At 66.5% G+C, this 21,668-nt stretch carries 26 protein-coding genes and 1 pseudogene; 3 read left to right on the top strand and 24 right to left on the bottom strand.

Features of this window, described 5'->3' with window-relative positions; all coding sequences use genetic code 11:
• Positions 1–21: 21 nt before the first annotated feature.
• The 15 genes from ABD330_RS12850 to ABD330_RS12780 all read right to left on the bottom strand — a co-directional run bounded on the left by ABD330_RS12850 (position 22) and on the right by ABD330_RS12780 (position 13,552).
• Entirely contained in the window at positions 22–894 is an 873-nt protein-coding gene (locus ABD330_RS12850) for a phage distal tail protein (RefSeq protein WP_344464221.1), read from the bottom strand.
• On the bottom strand, positions 891–3,818 hold the full coding sequence (locus tag ABD330_RS12845; RefSeq protein WP_344464219.1) for a phage tail tape measure protein: 2,928 nt from the start codon (positions 3,816–3,818) through the stop codon (positions 891–893). Before ABD330_RS12845 ends, ABD330_RS12850 begins: the two co-directional genes overlap by 4 nt.
• Positions 3,811–4,251: a hypothetical protein gene (locus ABD330_RS12840; protein WP_344464217.1), complete on the bottom strand. Its 441-nt coding sequence runs from the start codon at positions 4,249–4,251 to the stop codon at positions 3,811–3,813. The genes ABD330_RS12845 and ABD330_RS12840 overlap by 8 nt, the downstream gene beginning before the upstream one ends.
• A gap of 158 nt (positions 4,252–4,409) precedes the next feature.
• The gene (locus ABD330_RS12835; protein ID WP_344464215.1) at positions 4,410–4,712 is read right to left on the bottom strand and encodes a hypothetical protein; all 303 of its coding nucleotides are present in this window, start codon (positions 4,710–4,712) and stop codon (positions 4,410–4,412) included.
• A 9-nt stretch (positions 4,713–4,721) separates the two neighbouring features.
• Positions 4,722–5,687 (bottom strand): phage tail tube protein, encoded by a 966-nt coding sequence (locus tag ABD330_RS12830; protein ID WP_344464213.1) that lies wholly within the window; start codon positions 5,685–5,687, stop codon positions 4,722–4,724.
• Positions 5,687–5,980 carry a hypothetical protein gene (locus ABD330_RS12825; protein ID WP_344464211.1) on the bottom strand — a complete coding sequence of 98 codons (294 nt, stop codon included), beginning with the start codon at positions 5,978–5,980 and terminating at the stop codon, positions 5,687–5,689. The genes ABD330_RS12830 and ABD330_RS12825 overlap by 1 nt, the downstream gene beginning before the upstream one ends.
• 25 nt (positions 5,981–6,005) lie before the next feature.
• On the bottom strand, positions 6,006–6,923 hold the full coding sequence (locus ABD330_RS12820; RefSeq protein WP_344464209.1) for a hypothetical protein: 918 nt from the start codon (positions 6,921–6,923) through the stop codon (positions 6,006–6,008).
• 10 nt (positions 6,924–6,933) lie between these two features.
• A complete protein-coding gene (locus ABD330_RS12815) occupies positions 6,934–7,158 on the bottom strand; it encodes a hypothetical protein (RefSeq protein WP_344464207.1) in 225 nt (74 codons plus the stop codon).
• Complete coding sequence (locus ABD330_RS12810) at positions 7,155–7,325, bottom strand: hypothetical protein (protein WP_344464205.1); 171 nt, start codon at positions 7,323–7,325, stop codon at positions 7,155–7,157. The genes ABD330_RS12815 and ABD330_RS12810 overlap by 4 nt, the downstream gene beginning before the upstream one ends.
• A 573-nt stretch (positions 7,326–7,898) precedes the next feature.
• Positions 7,899–9,179 carry a phage major capsid protein gene (locus ABD330_RS12805; protein ID WP_344464203.1) on the bottom strand — a complete coding sequence of 427 codons (1,281 nt, stop codon included), beginning with the start codon at positions 9,177–9,179 and terminating at the stop codon, positions 7,899–7,901.
• Positions 9,180–9,235: 56 nt separating this feature from the next.
• A complete protein-coding gene (locus ABD330_RS12800) occupies positions 9,236–9,529 on the bottom strand; it encodes a hypothetical protein (protein WP_344464201.1) in 294 nt (97 codons plus the stop codon).
• On the bottom strand, positions 9,526–10,122 hold the full coding sequence (locus ABD330_RS12795; protein ID WP_344464199.1) for an HK97 family phage prohead protease: 597 nt from the start codon (positions 10,120–10,122) through the stop codon (positions 9,526–9,528). Before ABD330_RS12795 ends, ABD330_RS12800 begins: the two co-directional genes overlap by 4 nt.
• Before the next feature lie 21 nt (positions 10,123–10,143).
• Positions 10,144–10,800 carry a hypothetical protein gene (locus ABD330_RS12790; RefSeq protein ID WP_344464197.1) on the bottom strand — a complete coding sequence of 219 codons (657 nt, stop codon included), beginning with the start codon at positions 10,798–10,800 and terminating at the stop codon, positions 10,144–10,146.
• A 270-nt stretch (positions 10,801–11,070) separates the two neighbouring features.
• Entirely contained in the window at positions 11,071–12,021 is a 951-nt protein-coding gene (locus ABD330_RS12785) for a helix-turn-helix domain-containing protein (RefSeq protein ID WP_344464195.1), read from the bottom strand.
• A gap of 115 nt (positions 12,022–12,136) precedes the next feature.
• Entirely contained in the window at positions 12,137–13,552 is a 1,416-nt protein-coding gene (locus ABD330_RS12780; protein WP_344464193.1) for a phage portal protein, read from the bottom strand.
• Between the two features lie 146 nt (positions 13,553–13,698).
• Here ABD330_RS12780 and ABD330_RS12775 point away from each other — a divergent pair, with 146 nt between their 5' ends.
• Positions 13,699–14,367 carry a hypothetical protein gene (locus tag ABD330_RS12775; protein WP_344464191.1) on the top strand — a complete coding sequence of 223 codons (669 nt, stop codon included), beginning with the start codon at positions 13,699–13,701 and terminating at the stop codon, positions 14,365–14,367.
• A 460-nt stretch (positions 14,368–14,827) separates the two neighbouring features.
• Here the strand turns inward: ABD330_RS12775 and ABD330_RS12770 are convergent, their stop codons facing one another.
• The 3 genes from ABD330_RS12770 to ABD330_RS12760 all read right to left on the bottom strand — a co-directional run bounded on the left by ABD330_RS12770 (position 14,828) and on the right by ABD330_RS12760 (position 16,853).
• Complete coding sequence (locus ABD330_RS12770) at positions 14,828–15,040, bottom strand: hypothetical protein (RefSeq protein WP_344464189.1); 213 nt, start codon at positions 15,038–15,040, stop codon at positions 14,828–14,830.
• A complete protein-coding gene (locus ABD330_RS12765) occupies positions 15,037–15,294 on the bottom strand; it encodes a hypothetical protein (RefSeq protein ID WP_344464187.1) in 258 nt (85 codons plus the stop codon). The genes ABD330_RS12770 and ABD330_RS12765 overlap by 4 nt, the downstream gene beginning before the upstream one ends.
• Before the next feature lie 74 nt (positions 15,295–15,368).
• Entirely contained in the window at positions 15,369–16,853 is a 1,485-nt protein-coding gene (locus ABD330_RS12760) for a terminase TerL endonuclease subunit (RefSeq protein WP_344464185.1), read from the bottom strand.
• A gap of 146 nt (positions 16,854–16,999) precedes the next feature.
• Between ABD330_RS12760 and ABD330_RS12755 the strand changes: the two genes are divergently transcribed.
• Both ABD330_RS12755 and ABD330_RS12750 read left to right on the top strand, forming a co-directional pair.
• A complete protein-coding gene (locus ABD330_RS12755; protein WP_344464183.1) occupies positions 17,000–17,713 on the top strand; it encodes a DUF2637 domain-containing protein in 714 nt (237 codons plus the stop codon).
• Between the two features lie 29 nt (positions 17,714–17,742).
• On the top strand, positions 17,743–18,621 hold the full coding sequence (locus ABD330_RS12750) for a hypothetical protein (protein WP_344464181.1): 879 nt from the start codon (positions 17,743–17,745) through the stop codon (positions 18,619–18,621).
• Here the strand turns inward: ABD330_RS12750 and ABD330_RS12745 are convergent.
• From ABD330_RS12745 to ABD330_RS32480, 6 genes and pseudogenes are all read right to left on the bottom strand, one after another.
• Positions 18,618–19,049: a P27 family phage terminase small subunit gene (locus tag ABD330_RS12745; protein WP_344464179.1), complete on the bottom strand. Its 432-nt coding sequence runs from the start codon at positions 19,047–19,049 to the stop codon at positions 18,618–18,620. The genes ABD330_RS12750 and ABD330_RS12745 overlap by 4 nt on opposite strands.
• A gap of 892 nt (positions 19,050–19,941) precedes the next feature.
• Positions 19,942–20,397 carry a hypothetical protein gene (locus ABD330_RS12740; RefSeq protein WP_344464177.1) on the bottom strand — a complete coding sequence of 152 codons (456 nt, stop codon included), beginning with the start codon at positions 20,395–20,397 and terminating at the stop codon, positions 19,942–19,944.
• Between the two features lie 90 nt (positions 20,398–20,487).
• Complete coding sequence (locus tag ABD330_RS12735) at positions 20,488–20,667, bottom strand: hypothetical protein (RefSeq protein ID WP_344464175.1); 180 nt, start codon at positions 20,665–20,667, stop codon at positions 20,488–20,490.
• Positions 20,668–20,749: 82 nt separating this feature from the next.
• Positions 20,750–21,061 (bottom strand): hypothetical protein, encoded by a 312-nt coding sequence (locus ABD330_RS12730; protein ID WP_344464173.1) that lies wholly within the window; start codon positions 21,059–21,061, stop codon positions 20,750–20,752.
• Between the two features lie 93 nt (positions 21,062–21,154).
• Complete coding sequence (locus ABD330_RS12725) at positions 21,155–21,445, bottom strand: hypothetical protein (RefSeq protein ID WP_344464171.1); 291 nt, start codon at positions 21,443–21,445, stop codon at positions 21,155–21,157.
• A 95-nt stretch (positions 21,446–21,540) separates the two neighbouring features.
• Positions 21,541–21,668, bottom strand: a pseudogene (locus ABD330_RS32480) (IS630 family transposase); the annotation flags it as partial.

Genomic DNA, 21,668 nt, shown 5'->3' with positions numbered 1-21,668 from the left:
GTCGCGGGCGGCTAGATCGGGTCAGCCGATCCACGCGTTGCGCCAGGCCAGGGCGGACTGTGAGGCGGCGGCGTAGCCCTGTGCGGTGTAGGTGAGCTGTGTGACGCCGGGGAGCATCGGCCACCAGGTCGAGCCGGGTATCAGGGTGGAGCGTCTGGAGGCGGTGCCGTTGAGGGTGATCGTCCGCTGGTCGGTGTCGATGGTGAGAACGTCGGTGGGGCCGAGGGTGAGCGCGGCGCCGATCCATGCCCCGGTGGCCGAGTTGGTGATCACGGGGGAGGTGCACGGGCCGGTGACGGTGATGAGCGGCCAGACCGCCGTATTGCCGGTGTTGGTGGCCAGGACCGCGCCGGAGGTGCCCGTGCCGCCGAACGTCAGCGGGTAGACGCGCGGGTAGACGCGTCCGCCGGGCGCGACCGGCAGGCTGGCTGGCACGCCGTAGGTGGTGGAGGAGTAGATGCGCGGGTCGGCGGCGACCAGGGTGAGGGTCACGCCGACGCGCCGGCCGAGCAGGCGGGTCGTGTCGGCTTCCGCGCGTCGTGGGCGTCCGCCGATGATGTTCTCCTCCCGGCCGGGGAGTTTGAGGTTGAGCGTCAGGTAGGGAACGCCCGGGGGCAGCCACCAGGCGCCCATCAGCGTGTCGTAGGCGGCGCGGGCCGACGCCGGGTCCGCGCCGACGACGGTCACCGAGAGGGTCAGGGTGCGGCCGTCGATCGCGTCCACTCCGTACCAGTTGCCGTCGGTGCCGGCACGCTGGGCGTCGGTGTGCCGGACCTCGGGCAGGCCGAGTCCTTCCACGGCGTGCACCAGGTAGGGGGTGCCGGGGCCCAGCGTCACGCCGTTGACGGACAGTTGGAAGTCCCGCAGCCCCGCCGGGCTGCCGAGCAGGATCACCGCGCGCCCGTCTTCAGGGCCCAGGCGACGGAGTACGCGATGTCGCGCGGGTTCGCGTTGGTCTGGGCGTTCACGGTGATCGACACGTCGCCAGGCTGGCCGGACGCTAGACCCGCCGGGGTGGTCCCGGCGGCCGGCTGTGCGGCGGCGGACCATGCCGGGGAGCGGCCCGCGCCGCCCGGGGAGCGGAGGGCGGCGAGCAGCCGGTCGGTGAGCGCCGTGTCCTGCACCGTCCCGGCGCCTGCGACCTGCATGAGCAGGGCGGGTGACGCGCCGAGGCGGGAGAGCCTGGCCAGGTCTGAGGTCAGGTGCGCGACCGTGCCGAACGAGCGGGCTCCTGTGGGTGCGGTGCCCAGCAGGGGCGGGACGATGGTGACCTTGGCCATCGCGGTGGCCATGATGCGGGCGGTCTTCTCGGCGGTCTCGCGGATCTTCTGGTGCTTGGAGGCCACGCCGACGACCAGGCCGTCGCCGATGTGGCCGCCGATGGTCGCCATGACCCGCGACGGGCTGTGGATGTCGAGCATCCCCTTGAGCCCGGAGACCATGCTCGATCCGAGATCCTTGACCTTCTCGACGGCTGCGTCCGCCTTGCGTTCGATGCCGCTGACCAGTCCGTCGACCACAGCCGTACCGGCGTTGACCAGCCACGAACCGGCATCTGACACTCCGTCAATGATGGCGCGGCCGACCTTGCCGACCGCCCCCGAGGCCAGCCCCTCCAGCGCGCCCCAGATCCGCAGGAACATGTCCTGCGCATCCGACCAGGCTTTGCCCCACTTGCCGGTGATCAGGTCGAGCCCGACCCGGAAGACGCCTTGGACGATCGCGAAGACGATCTTGACTTCGGCCTCGAAGAACTGCCAGAACGCCAGGAGTTGCACCTTCAGGTACGGCCAGACCTTCGCGAAGTCCTCGCGGCAGAACCGGCCGAAAACGTCCATCGCGTCACGGAACCACTTCACGTGCGTGTAGGCGTAGATGAACCCCGCGACCAGCGCCGCCACCGCGATGATCACCAGCCCGACCGGGTTGGCGTCCATCGCCGCGTTCCACAGCCACTGAGCCGCCGTGACGACCTTCTCGGCCGCCGCGCTGGCCAGCGTCGCCGCCCGCTGCGCGGCCAGCACGGTGGTCTGCCGCGCGCTGCTCACGGCGGTCGCCGTCTGGGCGGTGGCGAAGCGGTAGGCGTTGCCCGTGGCGCTGGCGAGGGACATCCCGACCCGGGATGTCTCTCCCCCGAGCAGTTTCATGACCCGGCCCGCGCCCGAGGCGGCGCCGGAGAGCGTCGCGCCCATCGCGCGGGCCCGCGTCCCGAGGAGGCCGACGGCCAGTTGGGCGTTCATGGCCGCCAGGCGGGCGGTGCTCATCCCGGCCGATGCGAGGGGGCCGACGCGCGCCAGCACGGTGCCGGTCTTCGCGGCGATGCCGGGGATCCTGCCGACGCCGGCGCCGAGCGCGGTGAACGCCCCGGCCATCCGTCCGACGGCGGCGGTCGCGCCGAGCATGGCGATCGTCCCGACGAGCGCCTTGATCGCCGCCCGGTGCTTGTCCGTCCAGCTCACGGCGTCGGACAGCTCCTTGCCGAGGTGGTGCACCTCGGCGCGGAACTTCGCGCTGTGGGTGTAGGCGAGGATGAACGCCTGGACGAGCAGGACCAGGACGGTGACGACCGGGTGCTTGGCCATCGCCGTGAACCCCTTGCCGAGCTTGCCGACGACCAGGACCAGCGGGCCGACCGCGGCGGCGAGTCCGGCGGCCTGCACGATCGCTGTCCGGGTGTGCGGGTTGAGCGCCGCGAACCGCTCCGCCCAACGGCCGATCGCGCCGGCGATCTTCTCGGCCTCGGGCAGCAGGGTCAGGCCCAGCTGGATGCCCGCCGTCTTCAGGTCGTTGAGGGCGAGGGCGAACTTGAACTTGGCGCTCTTGCCGGCCTCCGCGAACGCCGCGTCAGTGGCGCCCGCCGAGCCGGACATCTCCTTGAAGATCTTGACGGTCTGCTCGCCGTTCGGGCCCATCATCGACAGATAGCCGGTCAGGCCCCGGACGTTGGGGATCAGGTGGGCGAGCTTGTCGACGTTGCCGCCCGTGGCCTTCGACATGGTCTGCATGGTGGCGAGCAGGCCCTTGTTCGCCAGTTCCTCCCGCAGGCCGGCCGCCGACAGGCCGACGGCCTTCAGCTCCTTGTTCACTCCCGCCGACGGGCGGATCAGCGCGGTGAAGATCGCGCGCAGTGCGGTGGAGCCTTCGGCCGTGTCGATGCTCTGGTGCGACATGCTCGCCAGCGCCGCCGACACCTCGCCGAAGGAGACGTGCAGGTTCGCCGCGAGCGGCAGCACCTTGCCGTACGCGCCCGCCAGTGCGGCCGGCTCCATCTTGCCGAGCCGTACCGCGTTGGTGAGTTCGTCCACCGCGTCGGCGGCGGACAGGTTCTTGATGCCGTAGTTGTTGACCGCGCCGGCGACCAGGTCGGTGATGGTCGGCAGGTCCCCCAGGCCCGAGGCCGATGCCTTCGCACTGGCGTCGAGCACGTCCAGCGCGGCAGACGCCTGCATGCCGCCGGAGACCAGCGGGTACAGGGCGTCGGCGAGCGCGGTCGGGCCGATCGGCACCGCCCGGCCCAGCGCCAGGACTCGCTGTTCGAGCCCGGCGATCTGCGCCGCCGGCAGGCCGCCGAGGCCCACCAGCTTGTGCATCGAGGCGTCGAAGTCGGTGCCGAGCTTGAGTGCGGCGAAAGCGGCACCGGCCACCGGCAGCGTGATGTACGTCGACAGCGACTTGCCGACCTTGACCATGCCGTCACTGAAACGTCCGAGCGCGGCGAGCTTGGTCTCCAGCAGGCCGGTCTTGACGCCGACCTGCTGGAGCGCCTTGTCCAGCGAGCTGGTCTCGCCGATGAAGGTGAGGACGACCGCCTTAGCCATCGATGACCGCCGCCAAGACCGCTATCGCGGCGTCCATCGCGGTGAGGACCAGCTCCTCGTTCTTGTGGAGTGCCGGGATGATCGACCGGCCCTGCTTGATCCACTCCCGGTTGGGCGGCCGGCTGCCGGGCGCCTTCGGGCCGCCGAACTCCCACCACCCCGCATAAGCCACGCGCTTGGGGTAGCCCATGACCACGCGCCCCGCCCGGTCGGAGGACTGGGTGCGCAGCGAGTCGACCAGGGCGCCCGTGCGCCGGTCCGCCGCACTGACGAAGTCGCCTTCGATCATCGGGATCGCGTTGTCAACGATGATCTTGCCGACGTGGTCGAACATCGACTTCATGGCGTCAGGCTTCGCCCGCGCGCTCTCCTCGACCCGCTCGCGGAACTCCCGCAGCCCGCTCACACGGATCGACGGTTGCTTGCGGGCCATCAGGTCTTACGCTCCTTGCTTCAGACGGTGGCGCATCTCCGCGCGCTGGTTCTCCTCGGCGCGGTCCGCGATGATCTCGACCATCGCGGCGACCACCCCGTCGGGGCTTGCCAGTAGGTCAGTTGGGCTGATTCCGGTCTCGACCGCGAGCTGTGCGATCAGCCAAGTGCGGGAGCCGGGGCCGTAGGGTCCGCCGCCGGCTCGTCCGCCTGGTCGTCGTGGATCTCCAGCTCGGCGAGGCGGTCGAGGAACGCGTCGTCGTACTGGGTGCCCGGCAGGAGCTGCCCGGCCTTGCGCAGCGCGACGTAGGCGAGGAAGCAGAGCCAGTCCATCCGGACGGCCGACGGGTCGTTCAGCGCGGTCGCGGACATCTGGAACTTCCGCTCGAAGGAGACGAGTTCGAGGTTCCCGAACGGGGGAAGGTCGATCGCCTTGCCGTCGTAGTGGGCGGTGATGCGCATGGTGGCCTCTCAGTAGGACGCGACGGAGTTGGTCAGGGTGACGGTGCAGGCGGCCCCGGAGACGGGGGCGACCATCACGCCTTCGAGGGAGAGTTCCGCCGCGCCGCCCTCCGCGCTGGAATCAGGCAGGTGGGTCATGAACTTCACGCTGGGCGCGGTGAAGGTCAGCGCGGTGCCGACCGGACCGTTGAAGGCGAGGTTCACGGCCCCGAACGTCGGGGCGGACTGGATCGCCGTTCCGGTGGTCGTGCCGGTCACGACCTGCCGCCACAGGGTCAGGTCGTCGGGCTTGACGCTGAGGGAGACGGTCACGGCTAGCGCGGACTCGAACACGTCGTCCGGGGTGGTCGAGTAGCTCGCGACGAGCGGCTCGACCTTGTTCTCGATCTTGACGTTCCCGGACACCACCCGGGCGTTCTGGCCCAGCACGCTGAAGGTGCCGCCGGAGCCCTTGAAGACACCGGCCGACACCTGCTCGCCGGTCACGCCGACCGTCCACGCAGTCGCGAGGAACACGACCGAGCAGCCGACGAACTTGATCTTCGCCTTCACCGCACCGGACTTGTCCCAGATCAGCTCCAGGCCGTCGAGCTTGCAGTCCTGCACGGACTCGAACTCGGTGATGGTACGGGCGAAGGCCGTCAGGTACGGCAGGCTCGCGGCCGGGGTGAAGGTGTGGGTGTAGGGGGCGGAGGTGCCGGTCACCGTGTCGGAGCCGAGCGCCGCGAGCAGCAGCAGCCCGAGCGTCTTCGGGGTGGCGATCAGCTCGCCGTCCACGGACGGCACGGCCTGGACCCGGTCGAATCCCTGCTCGATCCGGTCCGACCACGTCGTGTTGAGCGCGGTCTCCTCGATCTCGACGTTGAGGCTCTTGCCCGACGCCAGACCGACCGTGAACGTCGGCGAAGGCGCCGCCGCGCCCTTGGCCGCCTGCTTCGCCAGGCCCAGCTGGACGAGACGTTTCTGCAAGGCCATCAGGCACCGTCCCCGCTTACCCCTGCGACGGCCGGGACGGTGTCCGGCACGGGCGGGGCGGAAGGCGCAGACGGGGCGTCAGCCGGCGGCGGCACCGGAACGGCGTCGGGGGCGTCGGCCTCCGAGGCCAGCCCGAGCGGGACCGCCACCTCCCGCAGGTACGCGAGATCGGTCGGCGCCAGCGCCGAGCCGTCCACCGGATTCGCCGACGGATCGAAGGCACCGGACGCCCACCCGTAGGTGGTGGCGCCCTCGTACCGGAACGCCTCGTTGATCGTGAACCCCACACTCATACCGGCAGGTTCACAACGCCCTAGATCAGAACGCCCCGCGGTCGTCCGCCAGCGGCTCCGGCACCCGGTACCGCACGATCACCCCGTCGACCTCCGGCAGGCCGAAAGGCCGGTCCGCGCCGTTGGGCGTACTGAACCAGATCTCCGACTGCTCCGTCATGATGCGGGTCGCCCGGTCCGGGTAGGCCGTCGCGCCGGTCTGCGCCAGATGCCGCGCCAGCAGGAGCACCGCCTTCGCCAGATCGGCCGGCGTCTCCGTCCACCCGTGGCAGACCCACCCCTTGTAGACGCCGGGCAGCCACGGCACGGCGTACACGCCGAGGATCGGGTCGTAGTACCCGGTGCCGAAGTTGTAGCCGTAGCCGCGTTCGATCGCCTCGTCCCGGACGTGGACGCCCTGTGCCGGATCGCTGCCGGGCAGGCCGGTCAGCTGGTCCTGGTCGTTGCGGGTCAGCGCGTAGATCTGGTGCAGGTAGTAGATGCCCGGGACGAACAGGCGCACGCACTCACGGCTGCGCCACTCGGCGCGCTCCCCCATCAGCACCGGGGAGAACCGCAGAGCGTTGGTGATCGCGTCCTCGGCGGCGTCCACGATCCGCAGGAAGTCCAGCAGCGGCAGCGCGGACAGCGCCTGGTCCTGCCGCAGGACGGACAGCGGGACGACCCGCCGGTCGACGAGCTGGACCTGCTCGGTGCCGGTCACGGTCTGCCCGCCGAGCGTCCCCGCGAACGTCACGGACAGCAGGTCGAGGCGCGATTGCGGCGGCACACTGAAGAGGTACACACCGGCGTTCGCACCGTCCTGCAGAGCCTGCCCGGTGACGAGCTGGGCGCCCGAGCCGTCCACGACAACAGCGGTCACCGCCGTGCCGACATCGGCGGCGACCAGGTCGCCGGACTCGTCCTCCAGACGCCACCGCACGTTGATCGGCCTGCCAGCCACGGCTCGCACGTCAGCTATCCAGGATGTTGGCCGTCCGCAGCGCGGCGAGCAACACGTTCACCGTGGCGGTGAGCTGCTGCACGGTGGCGGCCAAGGCGGTCTGGTCCGCAACGGTGTAGGCGGCGTTCGCCGGGTTCTGTACGCCCGTGGCGGTCGCGTTCGCCTGGGTGGGGCCAGCGAACACCTGGCGCCGGGCAGGGTCGTACGTCAGCTGGGCCGGTCCGGCCATGGTCACTTCTCCTTGCGGGGGCGAGCTGCGGAAGCGCGCGGCACGGGGATGCCGTAGCGCTCAAGGTCTTCGGCCGTGAGGTACTGACCGGCACGGGCCACGATCACGGCCACACCTGTTCGCGGGTCGGTACCGACCAAATCCTCAGTAGTTCGGTATGCGGATTCGAGCACGTCCATCAGTCTCGCGCAGCACTAGATGGTGGACGACCAGCCCGCTGACCTGGCCAGTTGCGCTTCCTCACATCAGGAGCAAAACTTGTAGAGCTTGACCTAGCGTCAGGCGTCACGAAGTGGAAACGTGCTCGCGCTCCCGACTGGCGCGGTCATAAGTAGTGACTAGACGGACTTCTGTAGTTGCCGATGACTTGCCGCCAACTAACCGTCACCCGGGTGCATTTAGCTGCTAGCGAGGTAGCAGTCGCGCCCACCGAAAGGTGCTGGATACAGTACCTCGTTCGAGACCTTGACCAGTCGGGCAAGCGTCTCGGCTTCAACCACGTCTATGTGGTTGGGCCGAGCCTGCCCGCAGCCCGGCCCAACCCTGATCAAGAGGAGTCAGGCCGGATGGCAAACGTCGGCTGGGCTGCGGTTATTCTCGGCTTCCTCGGCGGCTTTGTGGTCGTCGTCAGCTACGTCCTTGACCAGATCCCGCCCCTTGCCGATAAGGCAATCAGCGCTGTTGAGGCACTCCGCCGACTGCGGTCGGTGTACAAGGCGCCGAGCCAGGATCAGCCCGTCTCAACCTCAGAACCCGGTGATCTGGGTGATCGCGGTCGGACGCTGAACGGCGAACGCGACCCGGGTCTCGGCCATGATGGCGACCAGGCCCTTGAGGAAGAAGTCCATGTGCTGGTCGGAGACGGAGACAGTGACGCCCTCGCGGAGCCACATCGTGCACGCGGCCTTGAAGTCGCCGACGAGCGGTGAGCCGGTCTGGAAGAGGGTGGAGACGACCGGCACCAGGCCCCAGATGGTCGGCGCCTTGCCGTCCGTCGGCGAGCCGAAGGTGTAGTTGCCGGTGGTCTGCTTGTCGAGGATCAGGTTCTCGTAGTCCTGCGGGGACAGGCAGATCACCGTCGGGTCGTACTCCATCTGCGTGGCCACGCGTACGGCGGTGATCGCCTTGTGCGCGCAGTCCAGACGGGTATCCGTGCCCCTGGCCTGCGAGTTGAGGCCGGAGGCCGACAGGACGCCGAGGAGGTTCGGCGCGGTGCCGTTGCCGGAGAGAACCTGCTGCTCGACCTGGCGCTGAAGGCCGTTGACGAGCCGGGAGGACAGGAGCGTGTGCGTCTGGCCGGCGTCCATCAGGATGCCCTTGGTGGCCGGCACGAAGTGGCCGATGCGCTGCACCGTGGTCTGCTTGTGGCTGAAGCCGTACGCGGATTCGCCCACGGCGGTGCCGTACGGGGCCGGTGCGGCGGAGTCGGTGCGCGGGTTCTCAACCACCCAGTCGACGGTGTCGGTGTCGGTGTCCCCGATGGTAATCACGTCGAGGAACCGCACCTTGCGGACGTACTGCTCGATCATGTCTCCCGTGTAGTCGGGGACGAGCAGACCGGAGCCGATGTTCGCGGAGTTGTCGAAGGTGGTGCGGGTCCGCAGGCCGTTCCGCAGCTCGTTGCGAGAGAGAGCGTCCTCGACCGGCGGCATGTTCACCCGGGCACCGGACGCCCTCAGGACGCCGGAGCCCTGCATCTCCCGGAACTGCGGCGAGTTGGTGAACCGGTGGGCAAGGCCGCGCGGCTGCTCCGGGTCGGTCCGGGCGGTCTGCGTGGCCGGCGCGGTCTGGCGTCCGACGATCTCCAGCAGACGTGCCCGCTGGTCGCGGAGCGCCGCCACAGCGTCCCGCTGGGCGTCGGCGCGCTTGTACGCCTCATCGATCTTGGCGAAGTTGTCGCGCTCGGTCAGGTCGGTGCCGGACTCCCGCATCCGGGAGACCAGAGCATCGGCGTCACCCCGTTCTCGGGCGGCCTCGGCCTCCGCGCTCTGGATGGCGGCGGCGAGCTGCCGGATCTCCTGCTCCACTACTGGTCTCCCTGCTGGGTCCGTTGATCTTTCCCGGACCGTAGGAAGCCCCTAGATCAACGCCGGTCGAGCAGGTCGGCGAGCTGCTGCCGCTCCTCCCGGAGAAGCACCAGCTCGGCCGCCACCATGTCGTGCGTCTCCGTCGCCTGCCGCTCGGCGGCACGACCGATCACGTTGGATCCGACCAGCAGCAGCGGGAGGGCCCAGAGCTGGACCGTGCCGGACCAGTAGAGGAACGTCACCATCTGGCCGGGCCAGAGCAGCGGCGCGAAGCCGTACAGGAAGAACAGGTAGGTGACCCACATCGACCCGAAGACCTTCGTGAGCCACAGTGCGATCCGCTCGTTCACCGTGCCAACCCCCGTACTAGCTCACGAACGTGGGCCTGGTCGAGCTGGTCGAGCAGGAACTCCGGCACCCGCGCGAGGGTGGGCTTGACGCCCTGGTTGCTGTCGGCGGCGCGCACCTCCAGCGTGGTTGTCTCCGGGTTGGCGCCGCGCACCACGACGGACGCTTCGGCGAGCCGGCCGCGCTCGATGATGTCGGTGTTCGGCTCGGCCGCGTCCGACCGGATGATCTCCGGGTAGAACCCGATCGACCATTCCCGTAGGGCGCCGGCCTGCATCGCCCGCCACACGGCCCGGCCGCGCGGGTCGTCCATGAACAGCTCGGCCTCCGCGAGCACCCCGTGCTCGTCTTCTGTCAGAGCCCGGGTGACGCCGATCGGACCGGCGTCCCAGTCGTGCTGCCACATGATCGGCAGCGCGCCGGAACGGATCTGCTCGGCGAACGCGCCGCGCTCGATCCGTTCCTGCCAGCCGTACCCGATGTCGTAGCTGTTGCCGAAGGTCGTGACGTAGCCGCGAACCACCCCTTCCGGGGCATCGTCGGCCGCCCGGAACTCCACGGATCGGCGGCGGATCTGCTGCTGCTGCTCGGTCATGCCCGCCAGCGTGGCCGGGGCCTAGAGGAGCATCCCACCTGCTTTGAACATGTGGCTGTCCAGCACGATCGCGTATTCGAAGCCGCCGTGCATGACGACGTTGCTGACGTCGCGGGTACGCTGCCCCGGGCCCCGAACGTGGATTCCCCGCGCATCTACGAAAGCATGGACATCACCGTATTGGAGGTCGAGCCTGCTGACGACGACGCGCGACGGGGGTTCGAAGCTAGCCTGGAAACGGAGCTTCCGGGGGGCGTTCCTCAACGTCAGCTCGCGGCCAACGAATTCGATGTCCCAAGAGTCAGTGGCGTAGAGGAGCTCGTTGTCCTCGATGAGCAGTGCAACGTTGCCGTCACGATCGCGGACTTGAGCACTCAATAGCAGGTTCCCCCGCCGGAAGTCGAAGACTAGTGTCTCCTCGCCGCCTACCAGCAGAGGGACGAGCCGAGCACCCTGCGAGCGGAACACGTTGTTACCAAGCACGAGTTCACACTCGCTGCCGGAAAAGTGGAAGCTGTAGGGCTCCGAGACTCCTGTGACGACGTTGATCGGCTTCTTGTTCGCTTGGAGGACCACCTCTCGTGGGAGGAGCTTGTTAGTTCTCTCCTGCTGATGCTGGTTGCACAGGAGTGTCAGCTCTTCCTCGGCGTGGCTTTTCGTCACCGCCCAGTCGTACATGTGCTCGTACGTATACAGGGGCGACCCACAGATGACGCACCCAAAACCACAGCGCTGCCGCACACGCCGCTTCACGGGGTCCTTGATAGGGGGCCGATCCTCTGCCATGGCAACGCTCGCATCCCTTGGGCGGTGGGGCATCACCCTAGAGCACGACACCGACACTCCAAGGTTGAACGGTGAAGTCCGTTGAGACAGTCGACTCCGCTGCACCCACTGGGGTCTCATGTCGCAAGTGTCAGTTCTCCACGGCCGCCACAAGATCGATCATTAAGACTGGACCGAGGCTCCCAGGGGCTGGCGGACCTTGGCGCCCTTTGCGAACGTGCCGGCGTCCCGGCGGGCCCGGATCTCCGCCAGCAGGCCCGAGGCTTCACCGGAGTCGTGCACCGGGGCGGACGGCTCCGGTGTAGCGAGCGTGGCGCAGGATGGGCAGATGCCGGGCCGGGAGAGCCCGGGGGCCTGGCACTTCGCGCACTCATGCCTCTCCGGCGCGGGGGCCTTCGGCTGCGGTACGGCGGGCATCTTGCGGGTCAATCGGTCCGTGATCAGGGCGGCGGCGCTGTGCACAGCTGTGGGCAGACCTGTGGACAACACGGCGGTGAGATCGGCTGCGGAGACACCACGGGCGAGCCACTCGGCGGCCAACGGCGCGATCCGCAGGGCTTCGGCGGCACCGAGGCGGAGCTTCGGCTCGGCCTGTCCGAGCCGGGCCAAAGCAGCTGCTGCCTGCCCGATGGCCTGGTCTTCCTGCTGCGGAGCTTCCTCCCGCCCGCCCTCGTCGTCAGCCCGCTCGGCGGGCTCCTCATCCCGAGGGGCCGGGGTGGGAGGGTTCTTACCCGGGTTCTTTACCCCCTTGGGGGAACAGCCGACGGTCCGAGCGCCCGGGTTGCTGTCTGTCGGATTCTGAACTGTCGACGTCTCGGCCGTCGGGACATCGAAGACGTGCAGATCGGTGGCCCACAGGCCGGTGGTCGGGTGCTGGTGCCGGACCCGGGTGACGTACCCGGCGGTCTCCAGTTCCTTCATCGCGTCCCGCACCCGGACCCGGCCCTCCGCCGTGCCCTCGGTGATGGTCTGAACTGTGGTGTGGGTGTTGTCCGGTAGGGAGACGAGGTAGCCGAGGAGACCGCGAGCCGTGAGCGACAGGTCCCGGTGCTGGAGGACTGCGTTCGGCAGCACGGTGAAGTTGGACGGGTGCGCGGTACGATGGATTTGCACTGGGATCCCTGATGGTGGTCCGGTGACTGACCCCCGGAGGTAGCCGCCTCGCGGGGGTCATCTGTCTCTAATGAGACAGACAGTAGCAGTGGTGTCTGTCTGTCCGGTAGTCCGGTTATGGCATCTCGGTCCCGGTGTCCGCATCCGACTCGCCGCCCTCGATGCCCGGGGCCGGCAAGTTGTCGTCCTCGGCCTGCTCCTCGCCCGGCTTCCCGTCGGCCGGGTCGTCCTGGCCGGGTTGGGCGGCGCCCTGCATCTGCGGCTGCGGCAGGCCGAGAGGGATCTCACCGGACGGCATCCACAACGTGTCGGCATACAACCCGGCCTCGCCAGTCAGCGGTTCCAGGCCCTCCAGCTGGCGCATGTAGTTCGGGCTCCAGACGTGCCGCATCTTCTCGTACACCAGGGCACGGGCGGACAGGTCGGGGCGGATCGCCTCGTTCATGTCGAAGCCGACGAAGTAGCCAGCGGCGGTCCACGCCGGATTCATCGCGATCAGCTGGGCGTTCAGGTCCCCTTCGAGGGCACTCGCGTGCGGTCCGAGCACGTCGCGGATGAACTGGGACCGCAGCTCGGTGACGTTGGCGTGGATCGCGCGCTCCAGGTGGCCGAGGATCGGCGGCGGCACCTGGTAGGCGGCGGCGACCTCCTCCCGGGACAGCCGGAGCAGTTCGGTGATGTTCGCGGACTGCGGGTCGGCGCTCAGCGCCTGCCACGTGCCGGAGGTGACCATGATCTTGCCCGCCTGGTCGGGCGAGGCGTACAGCCGTCGGATCTGCTCCTGGATCCGCTCCTGCGACTCCTTCGAGGTTCCCTTGTCGACGGTGAGGATCCCGGACGGCCGGGCCGCGTTCTGGAAGTAGGCGTTGAGGTGCCGCCACAGGGCATCGTGCAGTGCGACGGTGAAGTGCAGCGGCTCGATCGGGCTCACGCCGATCGGCGAGTCCAGGTCTCCGTTCCGGCCGAAGTGCACCGTCTCGTCAACGGCGAAGATCCGTTCGCCCTTCGACCCGGTCACCCGGTAGCCGAGGATGGGCACGTCCTCGCCCGTGATCACCTGCACGCGGCGCCACGGTATGTACCAAAGGGCGTTGGGCATACCGGTGTTGCCGGGCCGCTCCTGCTGGCACAGGGCGTTGCCGTAGACCATCCTGCTGACCATGACCTTGCGGACCCACTCGGCGCGGGCGACCCCAGGCTCCGGCAGGCGCATCAGGCTGTCGAGGGCCTGCCCGGTGTTCGGCCGGCCGGTCACTCCGGGGAGGTCACCGCGTACCCGGCGCCGGTTGCCCTGACTGTCGAGCTGGTAGACGTGCAGAGGCATCCGGGACAGGCCCCAGCTGATCGCCTGCACGGCCGCGTACACCCACGGGTTCGACTTGTAGATCCTACTGAACGTCGCGTAGTTGGGTGTCCCGCCAGGCGCGAACGCCAGCGCCACCATCTTGGAGCCGGTGACCTGCACCGAGTCGTTTAGCCCGGCCAGCGGCCAACCACGGTGGACGGCAACGGACTCTCCAGTCGTGGTCACAAGGCGCATGTCCTGGACCGTCGTCGTGGCCTAGATAGGCGAGCTGCTAGAGGACGTGCTACCCGTTCGGCGGCGCCAACTGGCATCCAGCGAATGATCCCCTGATCATTTCTTCTATGCGCTGGGCGACTAAGATCTTGCGGACTGTGCACGGAGCCACGCCGCTGCCGCCGCTACCGCTCGTGCTTCCCCCTGGCCAGACGCCCTCGGCCGACGTACTTCTTAGGATCGTGCAAGAGGAGCGAACACACCAGGCAGGTGAACTTGATTCGCTGAATTTCGCAGCCGCTGCGCTGCTCGCGTTGGAAGGCGTCTTGATCAGCCAGCTACTCGACTGGAGCTGGGCGGAGCTCCTGCTCCAAATCGGCAGCATCATCGTCTTCTCCCTGAGCATGTTGGCCCTCTTGGCCTGCCTCTGGACTCTCCCTGTGACAATCGCGCTGATCAAGAATCGAAAGCAATGGTGGAAGTGGCGGAAGGAGAGCAAAGGTGCCATCGCTGGCATGAAGCCGGAGAAGCTTCAGGGCTACCTGCCAATACCTCTGGAGAAGACCACACTGGAGATGTACCGCGCAGGGGCACTCATGATCGCCAACAACTATCGATGGCTACTAGCACCCAAGAGAGTTACCCTGAGGTTCGCAGTGCTAGCGCTCATCTTTTCCTTCGCGCTGATGGGAGCGGATGAGCTATCTCACTTAGAGGATCATCCTAATGCCCCAACCCCAACACCTACAGTCACCGCAAGAGTCACCGCCACAGTCACAGCAAGAGTCACCGCCACAGCGGCCCCCACGGAGGACCCAGAGCGATGAGTCAGCTGTCACCCCCGTGAGGACATCGGTGGAGCCCGACGATACCGATGAGGACGGAATGCTCATCGCGCTGCACGTTGCGTACTCAGATGGCCGGGTCAAAAGGTACCTGCTAGATGACGTGAGTGAGCTGATCAGATACTAAGGTTCTGTAACAGTCGGCGAGCGAGCTTCTCGGTACCGGTTCGACACCGAGAGCTCTCACTAGTGCGCATTCGTCGCGTTGCTGCCTCAATGTGGCCAGTATCCGGACCACCCGGACCGATGTGCAGGCCTTTCGCCTGACACCAGGCCCCGAACCTTCTGGATCTCGGCTTCGCCTAGGACCTTGCCTACCAGAACCTCGGTGGTGGTCCTCGCCTTCTCGGCGACCTGCACTGCCTCAGCCGTCTTAACCTCACCCGCCATGTGCACACCTCTCTCAACTGTCTTGGGAGAGAAGGCCCGCAAGACGCTAGAGCTACGGGCGAACCTGGACGAAGGCGACTCGACCGCGGGGGATGAAGGTCTCGCCGGCCAGCGGGACGGGGTTCTCTCCAGCGTCGAGGAACCGGGCGGCACGAAGGATCAGGCCGTCCGGCGCTTCCTCCTCCAGCCAACCCCGAATGCTCTGTTCTTCGATGGTGTGGACGACGACCTCAGACGCGAGCTGTCGCCGAAGCCAGCGGCTCACCGGACGTCCTCGCGGTAGGCGCGGAAGCGGATCGAGTCGGGTGCGCCGACCGGGCCTTCGAAGGCCGAGACGATTCGCAGGCCGGAGCAGCGGGCGCGGGTGTAGATCAGGGCCCGTAGGGAGGTGGGTGGGACGTGGAAGTCCTCGCCGCGCACGATGATCCGGGTCTGTCCGTCGAGCCATTCGTCCCAGGGATAGCGAGCGGTGCCGGCACGCTGGGCGGGTATCGGGAGGTCTTCAACGATGGTCGCCATCCCTCCAACCTAGGTGACGGCTGCGAGGGTTCGAGCAATCGTCATGGCGGCACGTCGCATGTGACGGCACGCCGTCATACGAACATCGCGAAGTCGTCCACCTCCAGCTCGTCACCGCCCATGGCGTCGTCCAGGGCCATGGACAGTGCGACGGCCATGTCTACCGGCATCTGGGTCTTCGCCTTCGAGATTCGGACACCCCGCTCGGTGGGCTTCGTCGCTATGGACGCGATCTGCTCCAGCAGCACCGGGTCACCGCCGTGCCTCATCCGGCCGTCGAGTATCACCCGCTGGAACGTCTCGGTGGCCCGCTCCATCCGCATCGCCGACTGCGGGAACGGCTCCACAGGGAGACCGCGTTCCGCGAGGAGCTGGGCGACGATCTGCATGTACGCGGGATCGTAGGAGATCCGCGCCGGGCTGTACCGCTCGCACAGGCCCAGCACGTAGGTCATGACCTCCATCGGGTCGATGTACCCGGCCTCATGGTCCGGGGTGAACCGCTTCACCTTGGCGTGCGCGACCTGCCGGCGGACCTGCTCCCCCGTCGCCGGGTCCTCCTGGAACTCCTCGGCGACGTACACCAGGGCGACGGCGAATGTGTCCCGGCGGATCGCGGCGTCGATGGCGATCCACACTTCCGCTCCGTCCGGAATCTCCGGTGCCTCGCCGCATGCCTGCACCTTCTCGTACGGCAACCACCGCTCGGCGGCGGTCGTCCACTGGTTCAGGTGCAGCCGCCGGAACATGAACTCCGGGGACTTGCCGGAAAGCACGGCCGCGCTGGCATCTTCGAGGAACTTCTCGCGGAGGAACAGGCCGAGGGCGGGGTTCGCGTCGCGCCACGCCTGCGGGTCGTCAACTGCCGCGCCCGGCAGGGCCTCGTACCAGAGCATCCCGAAGCCGGGGTCGTTCCGGCGCCCATCCTGGACCTCCTTGCCGTACCGGTACAGCTCGTACAGCGGCCCGGCCGGCACCGGGCCCGCCGTCGTGATGCTGATCGCGATCGGGTCCTCGCGGGCGCCCTGCGCGGTCAGCAGCGTGTCGTACAGTTCCCGCGACTTCTCCATCGTGGCGTGGGCCTCGTCCACGATCACGGCGTGCGGGTTGAGGCCGTGCTCGCGCTGGGCGTCGGCCGCGATGACCTTGTACGTGGCGTCCAGCTCGGGGAAGTAGATCGAATCCCGGCGCACCTGGAGGTACTTCGCGAGCGGGACCCCGCCTATGGAGGACTGCCAGACCATCCGCTTGGCGGTGTCGAGCATCAGCCGTGCCTGGTCGCGCTTGGCCGCCGCGCCCACCACCAGGCCGCCGCGCTCCCCGTCGAGGATCAGCAGGGCCAGCGCCATGGCAGCGGTCAGTTCTGTCTTTCCGTTCTTCCGGCCGACGCCGAGCAGGATCTCCCGCTTCACCCGGTGACCGTCGTCTCCCTTCTGGAAGACCAGGTCGATCCACTGCTCCTGGAAGGGATGCAGGTCGAAGGGCCTTCCGGCCCACTTGCCGGTGGTCGTCGTGAGGTTCCGGACGAAGCGCTTCACGCGCTCGGGGGAAGCAGGCATCCGGCAACCGTCAGCAGCCCCTAGACAGACATCTAGACGCCAAGGCAGACAGTTAGCTACTGTTCCGGAAACAAGATCGCCCCACGGTGCGTCAACACCGTGGGGCGAGACACCCGAGACACACATCCCTGGAAGGACTGTCTCGAATGCAGCTCAACCCTACCCAGTGGCTTGCCGGAAACGGAACCTCCGAGGGCATCGTCCGCGTCGGCCTGCCGTTCATCGTCGCCGTGAACGGAATCCTCTCCTTTAGCGAGTTGCAGCATCTCGGCGAAGACGCGGGCGGCTGGAAGCCCCAACTCGCCGCCGGCCTGCCCCTGTCGATCGACGCGTACTCGCTGATCGCAACCGTTGCTTGGCTGAAGGTTGCCCGCACTCCCGCACAGCGGAAGCATGCCGCCGCCGGGGCGCTGGTCTCCGCCGCGTTGTCCGTTGCCGGAAACCTCGCCGAGCACCTGCACCAGTTCGGCGCCCTGCCGGTGTCTGTGCCGCTCGTCTCCGCTGTTTCCGTCGTGCCGACGCTCATCATGGTTCTGGCCGTCCACCTGGCCGTGATGCTCATTGCCAGTCGGCCGGCACCGGACACCGCAGACGCCGTATCGGAAGCCCCTGTCGGCAATGTCCGGAAGACCCGGCCCGCACGCGACCGGAAGCGCGCCGTGTCAGACACCGAGTGGAAGACCCTCACCGAAGCCGAGAAGCTCCGCCGCGCCGAGGAGGCGTACAGCGACCTTCTCCAGGGCAGCGGCAAGCCCACCGGAGACGAGCTGGGCAAGCTCCTCGGTGTCACCGACCGTACCGGACGGACGTACTTGCGGAAGGTGGCAAACGCCACGCCGAGTCGAGCGCAACACGCTTAACAAACCGGCTCTCCGTCAGACTAAGGTGCATGCGCCACACGCCCTGGCTTAGCATCCGTATCCGCATCCGGCGGCTGCGACGTCGCATCCCTCCACGGATTCGCCCGATCGTCTTTCATTTGTGCAGCCTGCGATTTTGGGTTGGAATCTTCACTGGCGCAGTGATACTGGCAACCTTGACCCTTGTGGCGGGCACTGCAATCTCCGGATGGCGATATCATCTTCCAACTGGCGAAAAGCCAAATCAGATGGCGGTCATCAATACGGTTGCAACCCTGGCCTCCTTTGTCCTTGTGGCTTCAGCTAGCACCGTGGCGCTCGTTGCATACATGTTTGCAAGCGGACGCCCAAGGTTGGAGGTCCAACTCTCGATCGAAGATCCTGAGATTCCACAAATTTACTTCGAGGCGGCCCACGAGTCGGGGCAAATTACCAATCCACCACTATTGCGAATCAAGAAGAAGCCACAGACCAGCGTAGTGATTCGACTGGAAAATCACAGCACCTTCGCTGCTCGGAATCCGGGAATCAGAGTCGAACTCATCGGTCTCGCCAACTTTCAAGCACCCAGCTACTGGAAGGTGATCGAGGAGCGAGAGTGGGGAGTTACATGCATCCAATGGGATGGCGGAGCTGACGACCCAGTCCATAGGAGGTGGACCCAGCAAATTGAAGGATTTGACCTGGGTGACACGAAAGAGATTTCCCGCAAACCCGCGATCAAGGTGACCGCATTGGCAGATCGCGCCACTCCGAGAGCACGAACAATCTCCGTATTTGTGCTTGAACCAGATCTGTGGGAACTCTATCAAGAGAAAATGCGCAAGCGGCTCTTGAGGGACTTGGATAAGCACTTCAAGTCCACTGGCAGAAAAGCCAGATTGAGAAAACTGCTGAACCGAGTCTAGGCTTCGCCGTCGAGTACACCCAGTAGCGTCGCGCCCTGCACCTGCATTAGACCGAGCCGAAGTCGAGCTACAGGGCTGATGCCGAACTCTGAGGCGATCGACATCACCAGCTTCATCGACTGCAAGTAGCCGGCGCGGAGGCGCTTCGCCTCCGCGCCGCCCTTGTCCGGCTCAGCACGAAGAGCGCGGCGGAACTCTTGGGCCTCCGACCACATCTCGCACAGTTCGACCAACAGGAAGCCGTCCGACTCCCGGAAGGTGCCGGATGCAATCAGGTCCGGCAGCAGGCCGAGCCACATCCGGGCCGCGCCAGCAGACAGTTCCTCGGGGGCCTCGTACGGAAGCGCGTCACGCTCCCCCGTGCGAACGAGCGCGCCACCCGAGGTGGCGGCCGCACTCGTGCTCGGCTTCGCTCCACGGACACCCATCAGCGCACCCCTCGCCACCCGAAGTGGGCCGACATTCGGCCACCACAGGTCTTGCAGAGCGGCGCGATCCCGGTCAATTCCGGAGCTTGGCAAATCGGGCGGGGCGAACGGTCACACCGGGGGCAGATCGTGAATCCGCCAGGCCCTGGACGGCGATCCCCCGCGCAAATGGTGCAGCAATCACCGGTCATCATGTGCCAATTCTACGGGTCAGCTGACCCCTATCGGGGGAGTGGCACGCGTTGTCCTCGAAAAGTGCTCCAATTCAGCTGCGTATCTTCCCGGGAGGGGGCGGGGTGAGCGGCCGGCGGGCGAGTTCCCGACCTCCCCCCACATATGCCCTAGAGGGTACGGGTAGGGCGTGTCGGACATTGCCACATTGACTTGATTGTCCGTTTCATTACTGTGGCGCGCGTCACGTCCATTTTCTTGGCTTGCGTCGCCACTGGTTCCCGCCGTGCCTCCGGGTAGTGCAGCGGGGAAAGCGCGCTACAGGGTGGCTGTGGCGTGGCGAATGGTCGCTTGACTGTCCGGGGTTCCAGCGGTGGCTGCGCGTCTCAGCGGCCCGTTTTTGACCCGTTTCAAGGCTGGCCGATGGGGCCGGCGGTTCCAGGCTGAAGCAGGGAACAGAGATGCAGAGAGAGGGCAGCAACCGGGGTGGTTGCTGCCCTCTCTCTGGTGACGCTGCTGGGACACGCCCCCCTTGATTGGCGCGTGCCCTGTTCGCTCGGCTATTCGCGCCTCCAATCCCTTGTGTGGTGGAACCTGTCAAGCTCGGCTCTAGGCGGGCCCGTCTACCATGCCCCCTGCGTGAGGACCGCTGTTACAGCCCGGGAGGACAGAAACGCGAAACGGCCCTACCCGTGACGGGTAGGGCCGTTCGCGCTTTCTCTCAGCTGAGGGTATGTCCGTGGCGGAGTGCTTCACCGATTCCAGCGCAGTAGAAGCATTCGGCGTCGGAAGACGCTTCGCTCATATCGTATTTGATTCCGGGCGTGCCGCGCCGAAGTGATATCGACTGTCCGGCGCTGTGACAGCGCACGTGCATGGATATGGCGGATGTGCCGAGAGCGGTTGAGATAGTGGATTCGAGTTCGACTATGGCAACGTATTCGGCACGGCTGGCAGCACGGTTTCGATATGAGAACAGTGCGTCGATGGTGAACCGTAGGTCGATCCCCTCTGCTTCGATCACCGTTTCATCATGCGAGCGTGCTACTTCATGCAGCGCGTTCATTCGTTCTTCGTCGATACCGTACCCGTTCTCTTCTTCACTACGTATAGCAGCGTCCAGCACTCGCGCAAGGATTCCTTGGAGTTCAGGCGTGATCGAAATTCTGATAGCCATTTTCTGAGCCTCTGCCGTCTGGGTCTAACCGGTCTGTCCGGGGCAGCAGTGCACGGGCGTATGGCCCATGCACCACTGTCGAGGGCGGACCTAGTTGCAGTAGGCGAATATTCCGGGAGTCCCGCGCCATTCGATTCCGAGCTGGCAGTCTTCGCTTGACCCGATGGCTATTCCCGCATTGGCAGCGTTGTAGTAGTAAGTGTTAGCGCCGAGCCAGTATGCGATCAGGGCAAGCACGGTGGCAGGCAGGATCTTTTTCCATTTGGACATGGGGAATCGCTTTCCTTTCGGGATTCAGTCGTAGAGAAATTGAGTGCACCTTGTTCGATGCGCGACCACCTGTGCGTTCCAGCTATCCGCAGATCTTCTTTTTGCAGTCATCGCAGATGGTTTCACTGTCTGCATGTTCCCAGAGGATCGGAGTCACATATCCGTAGTGATGCATGATTCGGTCATCGCTGGTGTCGATTCCGCGCGCTTCGGTGATTTCCCAGAGGAGGCCAGGCATAGAAATTTCCCCTGTGTCGGGAGAGGCCACGCCAAACAGGATCATGTACTCGACGGCACAGGGAGCGCAGAAGATGCGTACGCCGTTGCAGTATCCGACGGTACGGGCGTCCTGTTCGGCAGCGGCGCTTTGGGGGATCCAGGAGGTGAAGCTCATTGGGTTTCCTCGCGTGACCCGGCATGGTGGATCCGTCCGGTTTGGCCACGCTCACATTCCGGGGAGTGTGAGCACGACCAGACCGGACGGAGTTCAGCGGCCGGGGAAGAGCGCGCGATAGATGGCGTGGGTTTCGTCGGGCTCGAATCCGGAGAGGTGGGCAGTCCGTTCGATTCGGTTTCCGGTGAGGTAGCAGGTTTCGGTTTCCTGGATGTACCAAGGGTTGTCTCCAGCCGCCGCCTCTGCACTGCTGCTGCTTGCTTCCGTAGCCCAGAACATCGCTCCGCCGGAGAGCATCTTGAACGTGGTTGTAATGTCGGTATCGAGCACCCATTCACCCTGATCATTTATGTCTTCATTGCGAAAGTCGTCGATCTTGTGCATGTCGGTGTCAGTGTCGAATGGCTGCCAGTCGCCGTCGTTGTAGTCGTCTTCGGCGTAGTACTGAACTTGAATTCGTGATGTCGGTCTGAGGGTGGTCAGCCGTCCATGATCAGGCCGGTGGTGGCAAGGCATCCGTCGATGAGGTGAGGGCGGTACTGGATCTGCTTCAGGCCGCGCCTGACGGCCCGGGCGAGCTGGTCGAGGTCGGCGGCGGCGAGGTTGC

Source organism: Kitasatospora kazusensis, from assembly GCF_039529945.1.
GTDB lineage: Bacteria > Actinomycetota > Actinomycetes > Streptomycetales > Streptomycetaceae > Kitasatospora > Kitasatospora kazusensis.
The sequence above is the reverse complement of the archived record's forward strand: the minus strand, read 5'-3'. Positions and strand labels throughout refer to the sequence as shown.